We start from the raw sequence: 16,871 nt of genomic DNA on the forward strand, positions 1-16,871 counted from the left end.
CCGACCCTCGCCTGCACGCCCGCCGGCGGAGCGGGTCAGGCGAGGGACGGGATGACGTGGCGCTCGAAGAGGTCCATGCCGGAGGTGTCGTAGGCGGCCTCGGGGAAGTAGTGGATGGCGTAGCCGAGACCGTGCCGCCCGCGCTCGGCGAGGCGCTCGGCCACCTGCTCGACCGTGCCGAAGCCGGGCGAGGCGAGATACTCCTGCTCGAGCGCGTCGGCACGTTCGGCGCCGATGTACGGCCGCACGCGGGCGACGACGGCGGCGAGCCGCTCGGACGCCTCCGCCTCGGTCTCCCCCACGATCGTGTTGAAATTCGAGCTGCGGACGATCTCCGCCTGGTCGCGACCGATGTCGTCGCAGTGACCACGGAGCACCGCGTCCTTGTGGTCGAACTCCTCGAGGCTGCCGGCGAAGTTCGTGTACGAGGCGTATTCCGCCGCGATGCGCAGCGTCACCTTCTCGCCGCTGCCGGCGATCCACATCGGGATGCCGCCGTCCTGCACGGGCAGCGGCCGCACGATCGCGCCGTCGACCTGGTAGTGCTTCCCGGCGAGTGTGGCCGTGCCGGTCGTCCAGGCCTGGCGCATGATCTCGACGCCCTCGCGCAGCATCCCGAGTCGCTCGCCGATGCGCGGGAAGCCGTAGCCGTACGCGGTCCATTCGTGCTCGTACCAGCCGCCGCCGATCCCCATCTCGGTGCGTCCGGCCGACACGTGGTCGACGGTGGCGGCGACCTTCGCCAGGTAGGCGGGGTTGCGGTAGCCCATGCACGTGCACATCTGGCCGAGACGGATGCGGTCGGTGGCCGCACCGAAGGCCGACATGAGCGTCCACGCCTCGTGGGTGGCCTCGTCGGTCGGCACCGGCACGGTGTGGAAGTGGTCGTAGACCCACAGCGACTCCCACGCCGCGGCGTCGGCGCGCTGCGCCAGGGCGCACATCACACGCCATTGATCGGTCGGCTCGATGTCGACGAGGTCGTGACGCCAGCCCTGCGGGATGAAGATTCCGAATCGCACCCGCTCAGCCTAGGGGGCGACCTCCACCGCCGTCTCGCCCCGCGTGGAATCGCTCCCGACGTCGACGCGGGCGTGCGGGATGCGGGCCGCCATCACCGCGATCGCGTCGGGGTTGGCGTCGACGAGGTCTGCGCGGCGGCCGAGCGCCGAGGCGACCGCGCCGGTGGTGCCGCTACCGGCGAAGAGGTCGAGTACGCGGTCCCCGGGCCGGCTGGAGGCCTGCACGATGCGACGGAGGATGCCCTCGGGCTTCTGTGTCGGGTAGCCGGTCTTCTCGCGGCCCGTGGTCGGGACGATCGTGTGCCACCAGACGTCGGTGGGGAGCTTCCCCCGGGCGGCCTTCTCCGGCGTCACGAGCCCCGGCGCCATGTAGGGCTCCCGGTCGACCGCGTCGGAGTCGAACCAGTAGGTCGCCGGGTTCTTGACGTACACGAGGATCGTGTCGTGCTTGGTGGGCCACCGGCGCCGGGATTTCGCCCCGTAGTCGTAGGCCCAGATCAGCTCGTTGAGGAACCGCTCGCGGCCGAAGAGCGCGTCCATCAGCACTTTGGCGTAGTGCGCCTCGCGGTAGTCCAGGTGCAGGTAGAGCGTGCCGTCGTCGGCGAGGAGCCGCCAGGCCTCCCCCAGCCGCGGCTCGAGCCAGCCCCAGTAGTCGTCGAACCGATCGTCGTAGGCTCGCAGGTCGCCGCGGAGGCGCTCGTACTCTCGTCCGTGGAAGCCGCGCCGGACCACCGGCGGCTCCTCGCGCCGTTCAGAACTCCTCGGAACCGCGCCCTGGTGCGGCGATTCGGCCCCGGAGGGAGCCTCTACGTGCCGATCTTGAGGAGTTGTGAACGACGGACCATCGGCATCGGGCGAGAGCGCGCCGGCATCGGGCGAGGCCGCGGCGGCGTCGGCGTCCGCGCCGGCATCGGGCGAGGCCGCGGCGGCATCGGGCGACGGCGCGGCGGCGTCGGGCGGCTCTGCGATGCGCCAGACGGCGGTCTCGACGGCACGACGCTGGGCGCGGCCGGTGTTGAACGGCGGGTCGAGATAGACGAGCGTGTAGGCGCCCGATTCGAGCCCGCGTGCCACCTCGAGATTGTCGCCGTGGTGGATGACGACCTCTCCCGGTCCGTCCTCTTCGGCGGTCACGGCACCCGGTGCAGCCACGCGTCGGTGGCGAACTTCGACGCCACGAGCTTCTCGGCCTCGGCGTACTCCTCCGCGCTGATCGTGCCCCGATCGGCGCCGTAGAGGCTGGTGAAGGTGGATGCGAGGCGTTCCAGGATCTGCTCGCGCGACAGACCCGTCTGCCGCCGGAGGGGATCGACGCGCTTGGCGGCCGAGACGGTTCCCTTGTCGCTGAGCTTCTCCCGCCCGATGCGCAGCACGTCGGTGAGCACCGCGCCGTCCATGTCGTAGGAGAGCGTGGCGTGGTGGAGCACGCCGCCGTTGGCCAGCCGCTTCTGGGCGGCGCCGCCGATCTTGCCCTGCGGCGAGGCGATGTCGTTGAGCGGCTGGTAGGTCGCCTCGACCCCCATGCCGCGCAGCGCCTGCAGCACCCAGTCGTCGAGGAAGGCGTACGAGTCGGCGAAGGTCATGCCGGCCACGAGCGTGGCGGGCACGTAGAGCGAGTAGGTCACGATCGATCCGGCGCCCATCAGCATCGCCCCGCCGCCGGAGATGCGCCGCACGACATCGAAGCCGTGGCGCACGGCCCCCTCGGGGTCGACCTCGTTGCGGAACGACTGGAACGATCCGATGACGACGGCCGACTCGTTCCACTCCCACAGCCGCAGCGTGGGGCGACGGCGCCCGTCGCCGACACGCGTGGTGAGCACCTCGTCGAGCGCGAGGTTCATGCGCGGCGAGACGGGCGGCTCGTGCACGACCTCCCAGTCGAAGTCCTTCCAGCCGGGAGCCGTGACCAGCGCGCGGCGCACCGCCGTGCCGACCGCCTCCGGGGTGAAGCCGAGCAGCTGGGCCCCCTGCGGCAGGGCGCCCCGAACCGCCGCGGCGATGGCGGCCGCATCCGTCTCGGCCGGGAGCCCGTTGACGGCGGCGTCGATGTCGTCGAGCGCCGTGTCGGGCTCGAGGAAGAAATCGCCTGCGAGATGGAATCCGCTGATGCGGCCGTCGACCACCTCGAGGTCGACGACGACGAGCTTTCCGCCGGGGACCTTGTATTCGCCGTGCACGGGTGCCAGCCTACGGCGCCCGGCCGTCGGCCCGCGAGGACGGCTCGTCCGATATAGTCCATATGGGCTAATCGATTCGGAGTATTCATGACCGCGCGCCGACTGACGCCGCTGAGCCTGATGGTGCTCGCCCTCCTCGATGAGGACGACATGCATCCGTACGAGATGCTGCGCCTGATGAAGCAGCGACACGACGACCGCATGCTCAGCGTGACCAACGGGACGATGTACCACACCGTCGCGCGACTGCAGCGCGACGGTCTGATCGCCGAGGTCGGCGTCGACCGCGAGGGGAATCGGCCGGAGCGCACCACGTACACGCTCCTGCCCTCCGGCGGCGACGCGATGCGATCGTGGCTGCGGGACGAGCTCGAGCGGATCGATCGTCCCGGCGACTTCCGGATCGCCCTGTCCGAGGCCCACAACCTGCCGCGCGATGAGGTGCGGGATCTGCTGACGCGCCGGCTCGCACGGCTCACGCAGGACCTCGCGGAACTGGAGGAGAGCCTCGCCGCCGCCCGGCGGGTTCCCGTCGACGAGCAGTTCCTCGTCGAGGACGACCGCGAACGGGCCCTGTGCGTGGCCGAGACGATCTGGCTGGCGGACTTCCTGGGACGCCTGCAGAATCCGCAGCTGCCCTGGGGCCACGCCGCCGCCGGCAAAAAGAGCGATCACTATCTCGCTCAGCGGAAGGCGGCGCGCGAATGACCCAGACCCACGCACGAACCGGCGCAGTCGACACACGCCCCCGGAGCCCGTGGCCGGCGCTGTGGGCGCTGATCATCGGGTTCTTCATGATCCTCGTCGACACCACCATCGTCGCCGTCGCGAACCCGGCCATCAAGGCCGCCCTCGACCCGGGCACCGCCAACCTCGACAACGTCGTGTGGGTCACCAGCGCCTACCTGCTCGCGTACGCCGTGCCGCTGCTCATCACCGGACGCCTCGGCGACCGGTTCGGCCCGAAGAGCATCTACCTGAGCGGTCTCGCGCTGTTCACCCTGGCGTCCCTCGCGTGCGGCCTGTCGCCGACGCTCGGCGCGCTCATCGCGTTCCGCGCGGTGCAGGGGCTGGGCGCGTCGATGATGACCCCGCAGACGATGGCGGTGATCACCCGCACCTTCCCGGCCGGTCAGCGCGGCGCGGCGATGGGGCTGTGGGGCGGAACATCCGGCGTCGCGATGCTCGTCGGCCCGTTGGCGGGCGGCTTCCTCGTCGACGGCCTCGGGTGGGAGTGGATCTTCTTCATCAACATCCCCGTCGGCATCGTCGGGTTCGTTCTGGCATGGATGCTCGTGCCCGACCTCGGCAGGCAGCCGCACCGCTTCGACGTGGTCGGCGTCGTCCTGAGCGCCACCGCACTGTTCCTCATCGTCTTCGGGCTTCAGGAGGGTGAGGCGTATGACTGGGCGCCGTGGGTGTGGGTGATGATCGGCGCCGGTGTCGTCGTGCTCGGGCTGTTCCTCTGGCAGCAGAAGCTCACACGGGGCGAGCCCCTCGTGCCGCTGGGACTGTTCGGCGATCGCAACTTCGCGCTCGCCAGCGCCGGAGTCGCCATCGTCGGGTTCACCGTCACGAGCATGTCGCTGCCACTGATGTTCTTCATCCAGCTCGCCCGGGGACTCTCGCCGACGCAGGCGGCCCTGCTGCTCGTGCCGACAGCCGTGTTCGCCGGCGTGCTCTCCCCGTTGGCCGGACGCCTGCTCGACCGCGTCGATCCGCGCGCTCTCCTGGTGCCGGGACTGCTGACGGTCACGGGCGCCCTCGTGTTGTATGCCGCGCTCATGAACATGGACACGCCGGTCTGGGCGTTCCTCATCCCGGCGGCGATGATGGGGATCGGCAACGCGGGCATGTGGGGACCGCTCGCGACGACGGCCACCCGCGATCTTCCGCGCCATCAGGCGGGGGCGGGCGCCGGGATCTACAACACCACCCGCACCGTGGGATCGGTGCTCGGATCATCGTCGATCGCGGCGATGATGCAGCTGAGCCTCGAAGCACAGCTGCCCGCCGGATCGGCTGCGGGTGACGTCGCCGCCGCCACCGAGCTCCCCGCCGACCTGGCCGGCCCGTTCGCCACCGCGATGGCCCAGTCGATGCTGCTTCCCGCCGCGGTCATGGCGCTCGGCGTCGTGGCCGTCTGCTTCCTCCGGCGCCCGGATCACCTGCGCACCCGATAGCCACGGAACGGGCCTCCCAGCCGCCTCGAGCGTCGGCGTGCTACCGTCGTGGTGCGGCTTCCTGCCGCTGCGTCGACGATACGCTTTCCGGCCTCCCGAGCCGCGACTTCTTCTCGATCGGCGAACCGATGCGCGATCCCGCGCCGTCGCCCACCCCGCGCCCCGCGACTTCTCGCGTGCCGCGCTCTGTCAGAAAGCACTCCCCCATGTCCTCCTTCCTCGCTCTCGGCGTGCCCGAGACCCTCGCCTCCTCCCTCGCCTCGCGCGGCGTGACCGAGCCGTTCCCGATCCAGCGCGACACCCTGCCCGACGCCCTCGCTGGCCGTGACGTGCTCGGCCGCGGCCGCACCGGCAGCGGCAAGACGATCGCGTTCTCGCTTCCGATGGTCGCGCGCCTCTCCGGCGCGAACGCCGCCCGCCGCACCGGCGGGCACCCGCGCGGACTGGTCCTCGCCCCCACGCGCGAGCTCGCCTCGCAGATCGCGGCGACCATCAAGCCCCTCGCCGATGCGACCGGCCTGACGGTCACCACCGTCTTCGGCGGCGTCAGCCAGCGTCCGCAGGCCGACGCGATCCGCGCCGGCGTCGACATCGTCGTGGCCTGCCCCGGTCGCCTCGAGGACCTCATGCAGCAGGGCATCGTCAAGCTCGACCGCATCGAGGTCACGGTGCTCGACGAAGCCGACCACATGGCCGACCTCGGATTCCTGCCCGGCGTGACCCGCATCCTCAAGGCCACGCCGCAGGGTGGTCAGCGCATGCTCTTCTCGGCCACCCTCGACCGTGGCGTCGACACCCTCGTGTCGAAGTTCCTCCAGAACGAGGTGCGTCACTCCGTCGACGAGTCCTCGGTGCCCGAGGGCACGATGATCCACCGCGTCTTCGTCGCGGCCGACGCCGAGGCCAAGAACGCCCTCGTGCGCCGCATCGCCTCGGGATACGGCCGCCGCATCCTGTTCACCCGCACCAAGCACCAGGCGAAGAAGCTCGCCAAGCAGCTCACCGCGGCCGGCATTCCCGCCGTCGACCTGCACGGCAACCTGTCGCAGAACGCGCGCGAGCGCAACCTCGCCGCCTTCGGCGCGAACCCGGATGCCGGCGGCGTGCGCGTGCTCGTCGCCACCGACGTCGCCGCACGCGGCGTGCACGTCGACGGCGTGGAGCTCGTCGTGCACGTCGACCCGCCCGTGGAGCACAAGTCGTACCTGCACCGCTCCGGCCGCACCGCACGCGCGGGTGCCGACGGCGTGGTCGTGACGATCGCGCTCGAGGCGCAGCGCCGCGAGGTGAAGGACCTGCTGCGGAAGGCGCAGATCACGGCGGCCCTGGAGCCGGTCGACGCCGCGCACGCGACCGTCGCCGAGCTCGTCGGGGAGTCCGCCCCCGCGGTAAAGCCCGCCCCTCCGGTCGCATCGACCGGTGGACAGAAGCAGTCCGGTGGCGGCCAGAAGCGCGCGGGCGGCCAGAGCCGCTCGGCTCGCGGCGACAAGCCCGCGGCCGGCCACGGCGGCGCCGTGCACGGTCAGCGTCAGCGGGCGGGCGCCCAGGGGTCGGCCGCGGCGCACAACCCGGCCGAAGCGCCGTCGAACCGTCGGCGCCGGTCGCGCCGCGGCGGGCGCGCACGCTCGGGCGCGGCGCGCGGCGGCAACGTCGCGAACTGATCGGCGGCTCGACGCGCGTCAGACCCGCACGGGGAAGCGCGCGTCGAGCCATGCCGAGAGGTCGGCTCGCACCTCGGCCTGGGCCACGTCGTTGAAGACCTCGTGGCGGATGCCGGGGTAGACCAGTGTCGTGACATCGCCGAACCCCGACCGACGCCGGTAGGCATCCGCCAGGCGATGCACGCTCTTCGGCCCCCCCACGGTGTCCTCGCTCCCGACCAGCATCAGTGTCGGAATGTCGCGCGCCAGACCGCGCTTCGGCCGCGACAGCACCTGGAGGGTGTTCCAGGGACCGAACAGCTGCAGCATCGGCGTGGCCGTGGTGAGCGGATCGTCGAGGAACGCGGCGCCGGTCGCGGGGTCGGACGAGAGCCACTCGACGCCGGTCGCATCCGGACCGCTCCACGGCTTGTTCAGCGGGCCGGAGTTGAGGGTGCCGGGCCACGGCAGCGCGGAACCCGACAGCACCAGACCGTCGTAGGCGGTGGGATGCGCATTGACGAGCTTCTGCGCGAGGAACGACCCCCACGAGTGGCCGAGCAGAACCAGCGGCAGATCGGGGTTCTCGTCACGGATGAGCCGCGTGAACCGCCACAGCGCGTCGACGGCGGCGCGATGCCCGCCCTTGCCGAGGCGGCCGAGCTTGCCGGAGCCGCCGTGCTGACGGAGGCCGGTGCGGCCGTGCCCGCGGTGATCGTCGGCGTACACGGTGAAACCGTCGGCGGTGAGCGCCTCGATGAGGGCGGCGTAGCGGCCGGCGTGCTCGCCGACGCCGTGCAGCAGCTGCACGACTCCGCGGGCCGGCGTGCGGGCGGCGTGCACGTCGTAGACGATCGCGACCCCGTGTGCGTCGATGAACTCGGGCATGGGCCGAGTCTAGGCGCATCACGTCCGCCGACATTCCTTTAGCAGGACTAATGAGCTATGCTAAAGAACCGCATGGACTCTCCCGAAACACCCACCACCGCCCCAGCAGCCGTTCACGCCGACGAACTCGAACGCGACATCTCCGCCGCCGACTTCCGCATGGCGACCTTCCGCTTGGCCCGACGCCTCCGCGCAGAACGCGCGATCGACAGCATGAGCGACGGCCAGTTCGCCGTGCTCGCCGCGCTCAAGGTCCACGGCCCGCACACGCTGAGCGAGCTGGCCGAGCGCGAGCGCGTGACGGCTCCGTCGATGAACCGCACCGTGAACTGCCTCGAAGAGCTCGGATTTCTCAGCCGCACCGCGGATGAGACCGACCGCCGCAAGGTCAACATCGCCCTCACCGGCCCCGGACGCGACGTCGTCGATGAGACCGTGCGCCGGCGCGACGCGTGGCTCGATCACGGCCTCGCCTCACTCACCCCCGCGCAGCGGCGCACGCTCGCGGCCGCATCCGAGATCATGAAGGAGCTGGCCGCACGATGAGCATGTTCCGTTCCTTCTCGGTCTTCAACTACCGCGTGTGGTTCATCGGCGCCCTGGTGTCGAACGTGGGCCAGTGGATGCAGGCGACCGCCCTCAGCTGGGTGGTGCTGACCGTGCTCACCGACAACGACGCCGGCGCGATGGGGGTCACCATGGCGCTGCAGTTCGGTCCGCCGCTGCTGCTGGTGGGGGTGACCGGATGGGTCGCCGACCGGTTCGACCGGCGGCGCCTGCTGATGATCACGCAGGGGGCCCTCATGCTGCTCGGCGGCGCGATCGGCCTCCTCATTCTGGTCGGGGCGATGTCGCTGCCGCTGATGTACGGCTTCGCGCTGGTGCTCGGCATCGTCGCCGCGTTCGACAACCCCACCCGGCAGGCGTTCGTCTCCGACCTCGTCGCCCGCGAGAACGCCTCGAACGCGATCGCGCTGAACGCGGCATCCTTCAACTCCGCCCGCATGCTGGGCCCCGCCGTCGCGGGCGTCGTGATCGTCGCGGTCGGCACCGGCTGGGTGTTCGTCATCAACGCCCTGACCTTCGTCGGGATGATCGCCGCGCTCGCGATCATCCGCCCCGATGAACTGGTCCCGCGCGCGAAGGCCCAGGGCCGGGCGCGCCTGGCCGACGGCTTCCGCTACGTCGCGCGCCGCAGCGATCTGCTGGTGACGTTCGTGATCGTGTTCATCATCGGCGCGTTCGGCATGAACTTCCCCATCTACGCCTCCACGATGGCGATCGAGTTCGGCCAGGAGGCCGACGGCTTCGGTCTCCTGAGCTCGATCCTCGCCGTGGGCTCCCTGACGGGCGCGCTGCTGGCCGCGCGCCGCGACCGCGCCCGCTTCCGCATCATCCTGTTCGGTGTCGGGCTGTTCGCCGTCTCCGCGGCGGTGGGCGCCTACATGCCCGTGTACTGGGCGTATGCCATCACGCTCATGTTCCTCGGGTTCTCGATCGTGACGATGCTCACGACGGCCAACGGCTACGTGCAGACGACGACGGAGCCGGCCCTGCGCGGCCGGGTGCTCGCGCTCTACATGGCGGTGCTCATGGGCGGCATGCCGTTCGGCGCACCCATCGTCGGCGCGGTCGTCGACGCGTTCGGCCCGCGCGTGGGCATTCTCGTCGGAGCGGGAGCCGGCGTGGTCGCCTTCTCGATCGGCCTCGTCTGGCTGCTGTCGTCGGGTCGTGTGCACCGCCACGAGGCTCGCCGTTTCCGCCTCACGATCGACGAGACCCGCCCACTGTCCGTGGTGCGGCCGACGCCGGAGGAGTTCAGCGAGCCGATCGCCCAGACGACGCCCATCCCGCTGACAGACGGCCGTGCGGCCCCGCGGCGCGGCCGCGCGGTCAGCCGACCGGAACCGGCGCCGCGCCGCCCGGCGCGTCCGGCACGACCTCACGCGGACTGACCAGGCGCCGCAGCACGATCGTGACGACGCCCGCCACGGCACAGCCGGCGGCGATGATCGACAGCGTTCCGAACAGTCCGATCCCGGCCTGGAGCTGCGGGAAGAAGAACGTTCCCACCGCTGCGCCCGCCTTGCCGGCAGCGGCCGCGAAGCCGGCGCCGGCACCGCGCACCTCGACGGGGAAGACGGCGGTCGGCATCGCGAAGGTGGTCGCGTTGGGTCCGGCGTTCATGAACAGGTTGAACGCCGCGAAGGCGAGGAAGACGATCGCGAGCTGAAGCGGTGACTGCGCCATCAGTTCGGTCGCGCCGAGAACGACGAGCGCCCCAGCCATGACGAAGAAGCCTACGGACTGCATGGCGACCAGACCGAGTCGGCGCACGAGGAGGATCGCCGCCGCGAAACCGACGACGAGGAAGATGTCGAGCACCGCGGCCCCCTCGGTCGAGACGATGTCGTCGGCGATGTAAGGGGTGTTCGCGGCGGATCCGAGCGCGAGTGCGGCGAGGATCGTCGGCGTGAACACGCCGACGCCGTAGGTCGCGATGTCCATGAGGAACCAGGGCGCACTCGTCAGCACGGTGGCGGCTCGGTGCCGAGCGGAGAAGAGGGCGCCACGGCGAGCGGACGGCACGGTGCGGGTCGCGGCGACGAGCACCGCGTGGCCCTCCGACGGGGACCTGTCGTGGATCTCGCTGACCGCGACCGTCCGCCCCGCGAACCGGGACAGCGCGGCGGCCGCTTCGAGATACTTCGCCTGCGACGCCAGCCACATGGGGCTCTCCGGCACCACGCGCCGCAGGATCACGACCGCGGTGGCCGGAACGACGCCGGCGGCGAGCATCCACCGCCACGCCTCCGGGTGCGGGTCGAGCAGCAGCACGGCCAATCCCACGAGGGCCCCCAGGAGCTGACCGACCGCCTGGAAGCTGAAGGCGCCGATGAGCAGCCGCGGCCGCAGCCGGCGGGGAGAGATCTCGGACACGTAGCTGGCGGCGATCGGGTAGTCGGCGCCGATTCCGACGCCGAGAAGGAAGCGGAAGGCGATGAGCCACCAGATGTCGGGGGCGAAGGCCGACGCCAGCGAGAACACGACGAACATGGCCAGATCGATTCGGAAGGCGATCTTGCGGCCGATCCGATCCGACAGCGGCCCCATGACGGCTGCTCCCACGATCGCCCCGAGGACGGCGGCGCTCGTGAGCAGACCCGTCTCGAAGGGCGTGATGCTCCACTGCGCGACGATGAGCGGCGAGGCGACGCCGATGATGAAGAAATCGAAGCCGTCGAGCATGATGCCCATCGCCGACAGCCACCACACGCGGCGGTGCATCGGCCCGAACCTCAGCCCGTCGAGGAACCTCAGGGCGGTGTGCTCGCGCATGCCCGGCATCTTTCCGGCGGGACATGGCCGGCGAGGGATACGACACCTGAATGCCGCGTGAACACCCGGAGCGGCAGGCTCCGCCGGGCGGCGACGATTCAGGCGTCTGCGAGGCGCGCGGAGGCCGTCGCCATGTGCAGCGCCATGGCCGACGCAGCGGCGTCGGCGTCGGCGCGCTCGAGAGCTGCGAGGATCGTGGCGTGCTCCTGGACCGCCACGCGAGCCGCGTCGGCGTCGTGGACCGCCCGGTCGGCGTAGACCCGCAGGAGGGAGCGCGCGACGTCGAGCTGATCGACCAGCACGCCGTTCCCGGCCGCGGCGGCGAGGGCGAGGTGGAAATCGCGGTCCGCCGCGGCGAAGGCCCGAAGATCGTCGACCGACGCGCGCATCCGATCGACCGTTGCGCGCATGCCGGCCAGGGAGCTCTCGTCGACCCGCCCGGCCGCCAGGCGAGCGACGAAGATCTCCAGGCCCGAGCGCAGCTCGAGCAGCTCGGCGGTGTTCCGCTCGCCGATCAGCAGCCCCCACCGCAGCGTCTGCGGCAGCAGCTCGCTGGCCGTTCCACGCAGGTAGGTGCCCGAACCGGGACGCACGTCGACGATGCCGAGGATCTCGAGCGCTGCGAGCGCCTCGCGCACGGCGGAGCGGCCGACCTCGAGAGTCGCCGCGAGGTGGCGCTCCGGCGGGAGCCGCGTGCCGGCCGCGATGGATCCGCTCGTGAACAGGTCGAGCAGGCGCCGCGCGACCTCCGACACCGGCGAGCCGGCGGGCACGGCGGCGAGCGCCGATGCGATCGCGGCCGAGCGGTCGTCGGAGTAGGCGGGCATGGTGATCAACCTATCCGGTCCGATCATCGTGGGCGAAGATTGGTCCACCGGTTGTTTGCAATTGGTCAACCGGTTGTGGAAGATGGGGGTTGCGCACCCGCGCATCGATCATCGCTGTGAGGAGCCGCAATGACGCGACTGTGGAACGATCCGGCCGACTTCGCCGACGAGATGATCGACGGCTTCGTCGCCGCCAATGGCCGCTCGGTGCGACGCGTGACCGGCGGGGTCGTGCGCAGCACGGTCGTCCCCGCCGGCCAGGTGGCCGTGGTCGTCGGCGGCGGCTCGGGGCACTACCCCGCCTTCGGCGGGTTGGTCGGTCCGGGTCTCGCGCACGGCGCGGCGATGGGCAACCTGTTCGCCTCGCCGTCGACGCAGCAGGTGTACGCGGTGGCGAAGGCAGCGGATGCCGGCGGCGGCGTCTTCTTCAGCTACGGCAACTACGCCGGCGACGTGCTCAACTTCGACGCGGCGCAGGAGCGCCTGCGCGCCGAGGGCATCCGATGCGAGACCGTCACGGTCACCGACGACGTCGCCAGCGCCCCCGCGGCCGAGGCGCACAAGCGTCGCGGGATCGCCGGGGACCTCACCGTCTTCCGCAGCGCGGCCGCTGCGGCGGAGGCCGGCGCCGATCTCGGCGAGGTCGCACGCATCGCCGCCCACGCCAACGCCCGCACCCGCTCGTTCGGCGTCGCCTTCAGCGGGTGCACCCTCCCCGGTGCCGGCGCACCTCTGTTCACCGTGCCCGAGGGACGCATGGCGATCGGCCTCGGCATCCACGGCGAACCCGGGGTGGACGAGGCGGCGATCCCCACCGCCGACGAGCTCGCCGACCTCCTCGTCTCTCGCCTGCTCGGCGAGATCCCCGACGGCGTGACGGTGCCGGGAGCGCGCGTGGTCCCGATCCTCAACGGGCTCGGATCGCTGAAGTACGAGGAGATGTTCGTCGTGTACCGGCGCATCGCCCGGCTGCTCGAAGACGCCGGGGTCGAGGTCGTCGACCCGCACGTGGGCGAGTACTGCACGTCGTTCGACATGGCCGGCACCTCGCTCACCCTCTTCTGGCTCGATGACGAGCTCGCCGGCCTCTGGGAGACGCCGGTCGACACCCCCGCCTACCGGCGCGGCTCGGTGGGTCCCGTCGCCCAGGCCGACGCGGCTGAGGTCGCCGACGGCGACATCGACGCCATCCCCGACGCCGACGACGCCTCGCGACGGGCCGCCCGGCTCGTCCGCACGGCGCTTCGGACCCTCGTCGACACGATCGACACCCACGTCGACGAACTCGGCCGGATGGACTCCGTCGCCGGCGACGGCGACCACGGCATCGGCATGCAGCGCGGCTCGCACGCCGCCCTCGCCGCCGCCACGAACGCCGTCACCGCCGGCGCCGGGGCCCGCACGACGCTCGAGCGCGCCGCCGATGCGTGGTCCGATCGGGCCGGCGGCACCTCGGGCGCGCTGTGGGGCGTGATCCTGTCGTCGATCGCCACCGAGCTCGGCGACGCCGGCGCACCCGAGCCGACCGCCGTCGCGCGCGGGGTGGATGCGGCCGCTCGCGGCGTGATGGCCTACGGCAAGGCCGAGGTCGGCGACAAGACCCTCGTCGATGCCCTCGTTCCCTTCGCCGAGACGCTCACCGCACAGGTCGCCTCGCGCGACCTCGCCGCCGCGTGGACGGCTGCCGCGAAGGCGTCGACCGAGGCCGCCGCTGCGACGGCCGACCTCCTCCCCCGCATGGGCCGTGCGCGCACGCACGGCGAGCACAGCGTGGGAACCCCCGACCCGGGTGCGCACTCGCTCGCCCTGATCGCCAGCGCGGTGGGCGCGATGCTCGCCGATCCGACCCCCGAGGAGAACTGACATGTCCGACACCACACCGCTGCGCCTGATCATCGGCTGCGACGACGCCGGCTACGACTACAAGGAGATCCTCAAGAAGGACCTCGACCAGAACCCCGGCGTCGCGTCGGTGGTGGATGTCGGCGTCGATGCCGACGGCCACACCCCCTACCCCAAGGTCGCGATCGAAGCCGCGGAGCGCGTCGCGCGCGGCGAGGCGGACCGGGCCCTGCTGATCTGCGGCACGGGCCTCGGTGTCGCGATCGCCGCCAACAAGGTCGCCGGCATCCGCGCCGTCACCGCCCACGACTCGTTCTCCGTCGAGCGCGGCGTGCTCTCCAACGATGCTCAGGTGCTCACGATGGGGCAGCGCGTGGTCGGCATCGAGCTCGCCCGCCGTCTCGTGCGCGAGTGGCTCACCTACCGCTTCGATCCGAGCTCGGCCTCCGCCGAGAAGGTCGCCGTCATCGGCGCGTACGAGCAGACCGGATCCTGCTGATGACCGCACCCGTCACCGTCGGTGTGAGCCTGAAGACCTACTTCGGCAACGCCCGCGCGCGCGCCTGGTTCGCCGAGGTCGCACCGCGACTGCAGGCCCACCCGGGGATCGCCGACGGTCGGGTGCGATTCTTCGTCATCCCCACCTACCTGCAGATCCCGGCTGCGATCGAAGCGTTCGCGGAGACCCCGGTGCTCGTCGGGGCGCAGGATGTCTCCGCCCACCCGCCGGGCGCGTTCACGGGTGAGATCACCGCCGCCGAACTCGCCGAGGTCGGGGTTCAGGTCGCGGAGATCGGCCACGCCGAGCGCCGGCGGCTCTTCGGCGAGACCGACGAGGTCACGGCGAGCAAGGCCGCCGCGTCGCTCGAGCACGGCATCACCCCCGTGCTCTGCATCGGCGAGGATGCCCGCATGAGCGGCGCCGACGCGGCCTCCGCCAATCTCGACCAGCTCGCCGCGGACCTCGAGGGCGTTCCGGCCGGACCGGTCGTCGTCGCCTACGAGCCGGTCTGGGCGATCGGCGCCACCGAGCCCGCACCCGACGACCACATCGCGACCGTCACGCGCGCCCTGCGCGGCGCGATCGACGCCGACGCGGGCCGCGCCGGGAGCGTCGTCATCTACGGCGGATCCGCCGGGCCCGGCCTCCTCGCCCGCCTCGACGGCGCAGCGGACGGCCTCTTCCTCGGCCGCTTCGCCCACGATCCGGACAACCTGCTCGCCGTGATCGACGAAGCCGCCGCCCTCGCCGATGCCCGGAGCGCGTCGTGATCGGCCTGGGCACGTACGCCTTCTTCTGGCAGCACTCCGATCGGGTGCCCGCTCCGCTGTCGCTCGTCGACGCTCTCGAAGCGACTCGCGAGATGGGCGTCGAGCTGTTCCAGATCTGCGACTACGCCCCGCTGGAGTCGATGACCGCGCGCGACCTCGCCGACGCGGCAGCCGCCGCGCGCGACCTCGGCGTCGCGATCGAGCTGGGCACCAAGGGCATCGAACCCGATCGCCTCTCGCGCTTCCTCGAGCTCGCCGATGTCTTCGATGCCCGGCTGGTGCGGAGCATGGTGAACGGACCCACGACGCGCCCGACGCTCGCCGAGGCGGAGAGCGCGCTGCGGGCAGCGATCCCGGACTACGAAGCCGCCGGCGTGACCCTCGCGCTCGAGACGTACGAGCAGCTCCCGACCGCCGACCTCATCGGGCTCATCGAGCGCGTCGACAGCGACCGCCTCCGGATCTGCCTCGATCCGGCGAACGTCGTCGCGCGGCTGGAGTCCCCCCGCGCCTGCGTCGAGGCGACGGCGCCGTGGGTGAAGAACGTGCACGTGAAGGACTTCGCCTTCGCACGCCAGGCCGGCTGGGTCGGATTCACCTACGGCGGAGCCCGCATGGGTGAGGGCTTGCACGACTATGCGCACCTGCTGGAGACCGTCGGCCCGCGCGCGCGAGGCGTCAACGAGATCGTCGAGCACTGGCTGTCCTGGCAGGGCGACGCCGAGACCACCATCCGAACCGAGCGGGAATGGACCCGCAACACCGTCGACTACCTGAGGAGCACGTCATGAGCACCACCGCCGAGACCACGACCACGTACAAGATCGCCGTCATCGGCGCGGGCGGCAAGATGGGCATGCGCGTGTCCAACAACCTCGTCCGCACCGACCACACCGTCTGGTACGTCGAGACCTCACCCGCGGGGCAGCAGCGCACCCTCGACGCGGGCCGCGAGCTGTCGGATGCCGCGACCGCCGTCGCCGACGCCGACATCGTCGTGCTCGCCGTGCCCGACCTCGCCCTCGGGCCCGTCACCGCCGACCTCGTGCCGCAGATGAAGGCCGGGGCGATCGTGCTGACGCTCGACCCCGCCGCCGCATACGCGGGGCTGCTCACCACGCGCGACGACGTCGTCCAGGCCGTCGCGCACCCCTGCCACCCGTCGGTGTTCCTGGAGCGCACGACCAAGGAGGAGTGGGCCGACACCTTCGGCGGCATCGCCGCCCCGCAGGACGCGATCGCCGCCGTCGAGAGCGACGACCCCGCGCACCGGGAGATCGTCGAGGCGACCGTCCGCGCGATCTACGCTCCCGTCATCGACGTGCACTTCGTCACCGTCAAGCAGCTCGCCCAGCTCGAGCCGACTCTCGTCGAGACCGTCGCCTGCATGATCGGGTCGCTGCTGAACGAGGCCCTCGACGAGGCGATCCACACCATGGGCGTGCCGGAAGCAGCCGCGCGGAGCATCCTCTACGGGCACACCCAGGTCGCTCTGGCCAACGGCCTGCGCGGCGACAACCCGTTCAGCGACGCGTGCCTGATCGCGATGGACTACGGCCGCGAGTCGATCATCAAGGACGACTGGAAGAAGATCTTCCGCGACGACGAGCTCGACAAGAACCTGGCGCGCATGCTGCACCTCGACCGCATCCAGCGCTGACCGCCGACATACTGAGGA

At 71.4% G+C, this 16,871-nt stretch carries 16 protein-coding genes; 10 read left to right on the top strand and 6 right to left on the bottom strand.

Annotated elements, in window-relative coordinates; genetic code table 11:
* Positions 1-35 precede the first annotated feature (35 nt).
* Genes IM777_RS14480 through IM777_RS14490 form a run of 3 tightly spaced genes read right to left on the bottom strand, consistent with a single transcriptional unit; the run spans position 36 to position 3,202 of the window.
* Positions 36-1,022 (bottom strand): TIGR03560 family F420-dependent LLM class oxidoreductase, encoded by a 987-nt coding sequence (locus IM777_RS14480; protein ID WP_071044980.1) that lies wholly within the window; start codon positions 1,020-1,022, stop codon positions 36-38.
* 9 nt (positions 1,023-1,031) lie between these two features.
* Positions 1,032-2,156 carry a DNA-methyltransferase gene (locus IM777_RS14485; protein WP_228480838.1) on the bottom strand — a complete coding sequence of 375 codons (1,125 nt, stop codon included), beginning with the start codon at positions 2,154-2,156 and terminating at the stop codon, positions 1,032-1,034.
* Positions 2,153-3,202 carry a lipoate-protein ligase LplAB gene (locus IM777_RS14490; protein WP_071044981.1) on the bottom strand — a complete coding sequence of 350 codons (1,050 nt, stop codon included), beginning with the start codon at positions 3,200-3,202 and terminating at the stop codon, positions 2,153-2,155. Before IM777_RS14490 ends, IM777_RS14485 begins: the two co-directional genes overlap by 4 nt.
* Positions 3,203-3,289: 87 nt before the next feature.
* On the opposite strand from IM777_RS14490, the gene IM777_RS14495 reads away from it, so the two are divergent.
* The 3 genes from IM777_RS14495 to IM777_RS14505 all read left to right on the top strand — a co-directional run bounded on the left by IM777_RS14495 (position 3,290) and on the right by IM777_RS14505 (position 7,046).
* Entirely contained in the window at positions 3,290-3,910 is a 621-nt protein-coding gene (locus IM777_RS14495; RefSeq protein ID WP_071044982.1) for a PadR family transcriptional regulator, read from the top strand.
* Positions 3,907-5,385 carry a DHA2 family efflux MFS transporter permease subunit gene (locus tag IM777_RS14500; protein ID WP_194383849.1) on the top strand — a complete coding sequence of 493 codons (1,479 nt, stop codon included), beginning with the start codon at positions 3,907-3,909 and terminating at the stop codon, positions 5,383-5,385. Before IM777_RS14495 ends, IM777_RS14500 begins: the two co-directional genes overlap by 4 nt.
* 206 nt (positions 5,386-5,591) lie before the next feature.
* On the top strand, positions 5,592-7,046 hold the full coding sequence (locus IM777_RS14505; protein WP_194383850.1) for a DEAD/DEAH box helicase: 1,455 nt from the start codon (positions 5,592-5,594) through the stop codon (positions 7,044-7,046).
* An 18-nt stretch (positions 7,047-7,064) separates the two neighbouring features.
* Here the strand turns inward: IM777_RS14505 and IM777_RS14510 are convergent, their stop codons facing one another.
* Entirely contained in the window at positions 7,065-7,913 is an 849-nt protein-coding gene (locus IM777_RS14510; RefSeq protein ID WP_194383851.1) for an alpha/beta hydrolase, read from the bottom strand.
* A 72-nt stretch (positions 7,914-7,985) separates the two neighbouring features.
* On the opposite strand from IM777_RS14510, the gene IM777_RS14515 reads away from it, so the two are divergent.
* Positions 7,986-8,459 (top strand): MarR family winged helix-turn-helix transcriptional regulator, encoded by a 474-nt coding sequence (locus IM777_RS14515; protein ID WP_071044986.1) that lies wholly within the window; start codon positions 7,986-7,988, stop codon positions 8,457-8,459.
* A 2-nt stretch (positions 8,460-8,461) separates the two neighbouring features.
* Positions 8,462-9,868, top strand: coding sequence for an MFS transporter (locus IM777_RS14520; protein ID WP_194385594.1), 1,407 nt, complete (start codon positions 8,462-8,464; stop codon positions 9,866-9,868).
* Here IM777_RS14520 and IM777_RS14525 read toward each other — a convergent pair.
* Positions 9,807-11,252 (bottom strand): MFS transporter, encoded by a 1,446-nt coding sequence (locus tag IM777_RS14525; protein WP_176759430.1) that lies wholly within the window; start codon positions 11,250-11,252, stop codon positions 9,807-9,809. The two genes, IM777_RS14520 and IM777_RS14525, sit on opposite strands and share 62 nt — an antisense overlap.
* Positions 11,253-11,350: 98 nt before the next feature.
* Positions 11,351-12,079 (bottom strand): FadR/GntR family transcriptional regulator, encoded by a 729-nt coding sequence (locus IM777_RS14530; RefSeq protein WP_071044989.1) that lies wholly within the window; start codon positions 12,077-12,079, stop codon positions 11,351-11,353.
* A gap of 129 nt (positions 12,080-12,208) precedes the next feature.
* On the opposite strand from IM777_RS14530, the gene IM777_RS14535 reads away from it, so the two are divergent.
* Genes IM777_RS14535 through IM777_RS14555 form a run of 5 tightly spaced genes read left to right on the top strand, consistent with a single transcriptional unit; the run spans position 12,209 to position 16,853 of the window.
* Positions 12,209-13,942 (top strand): dihydroxyacetone kinase family protein, encoded by a 1,734-nt coding sequence (locus IM777_RS14535; protein ID WP_194383852.1) that lies wholly within the window; start codon positions 12,209-12,211, stop codon positions 13,940-13,942.
* Position 13,943: 1 nt separating this feature from the next.
* Entirely contained in the window at positions 13,944-14,420 is a 477-nt protein-coding gene (locus tag IM777_RS14540; RefSeq protein WP_194383853.1) for a ribose-5-phosphate isomerase, read from the top strand.
* A complete protein-coding gene (locus IM777_RS14545) occupies positions 14,420-15,193 on the top strand; it encodes a triose-phosphate isomerase family protein (protein WP_194383854.1) in 774 nt (257 codons plus the stop codon). Before IM777_RS14540 ends, IM777_RS14545 begins: the two co-directional genes overlap by 1 nt.
* A complete protein-coding gene (locus IM777_RS14550; RefSeq protein ID WP_194383855.1) occupies positions 15,190-15,984 on the top strand; it encodes a sugar phosphate isomerase/epimerase family protein in 795 nt (264 codons plus the stop codon). The genes IM777_RS14545 and IM777_RS14550 overlap by 4 nt, the downstream gene beginning before the upstream one ends.
* Entirely contained in the window at positions 15,981-16,853 is an 873-nt protein-coding gene (locus IM777_RS14555; protein ID WP_194383856.1) for a phosphogluconate dehydrogenase C-terminal domain-containing protein, read from the top strand. The genes IM777_RS14550 and IM777_RS14555 overlap by 4 nt, the downstream gene beginning before the upstream one ends.
* The last annotated feature ends 18 nt before the right edge of the window (positions 16,854-16,871 follow it).

Source organism: Microbacterium luteum (assembly GCF_015277875.1).
In the GTDB taxonomy this organism is placed as follows: domain Bacteria; phylum Actinomycetota; class Actinomycetes; order Actinomycetales; family Microbacteriaceae; genus Microbacterium; species Microbacterium luteum.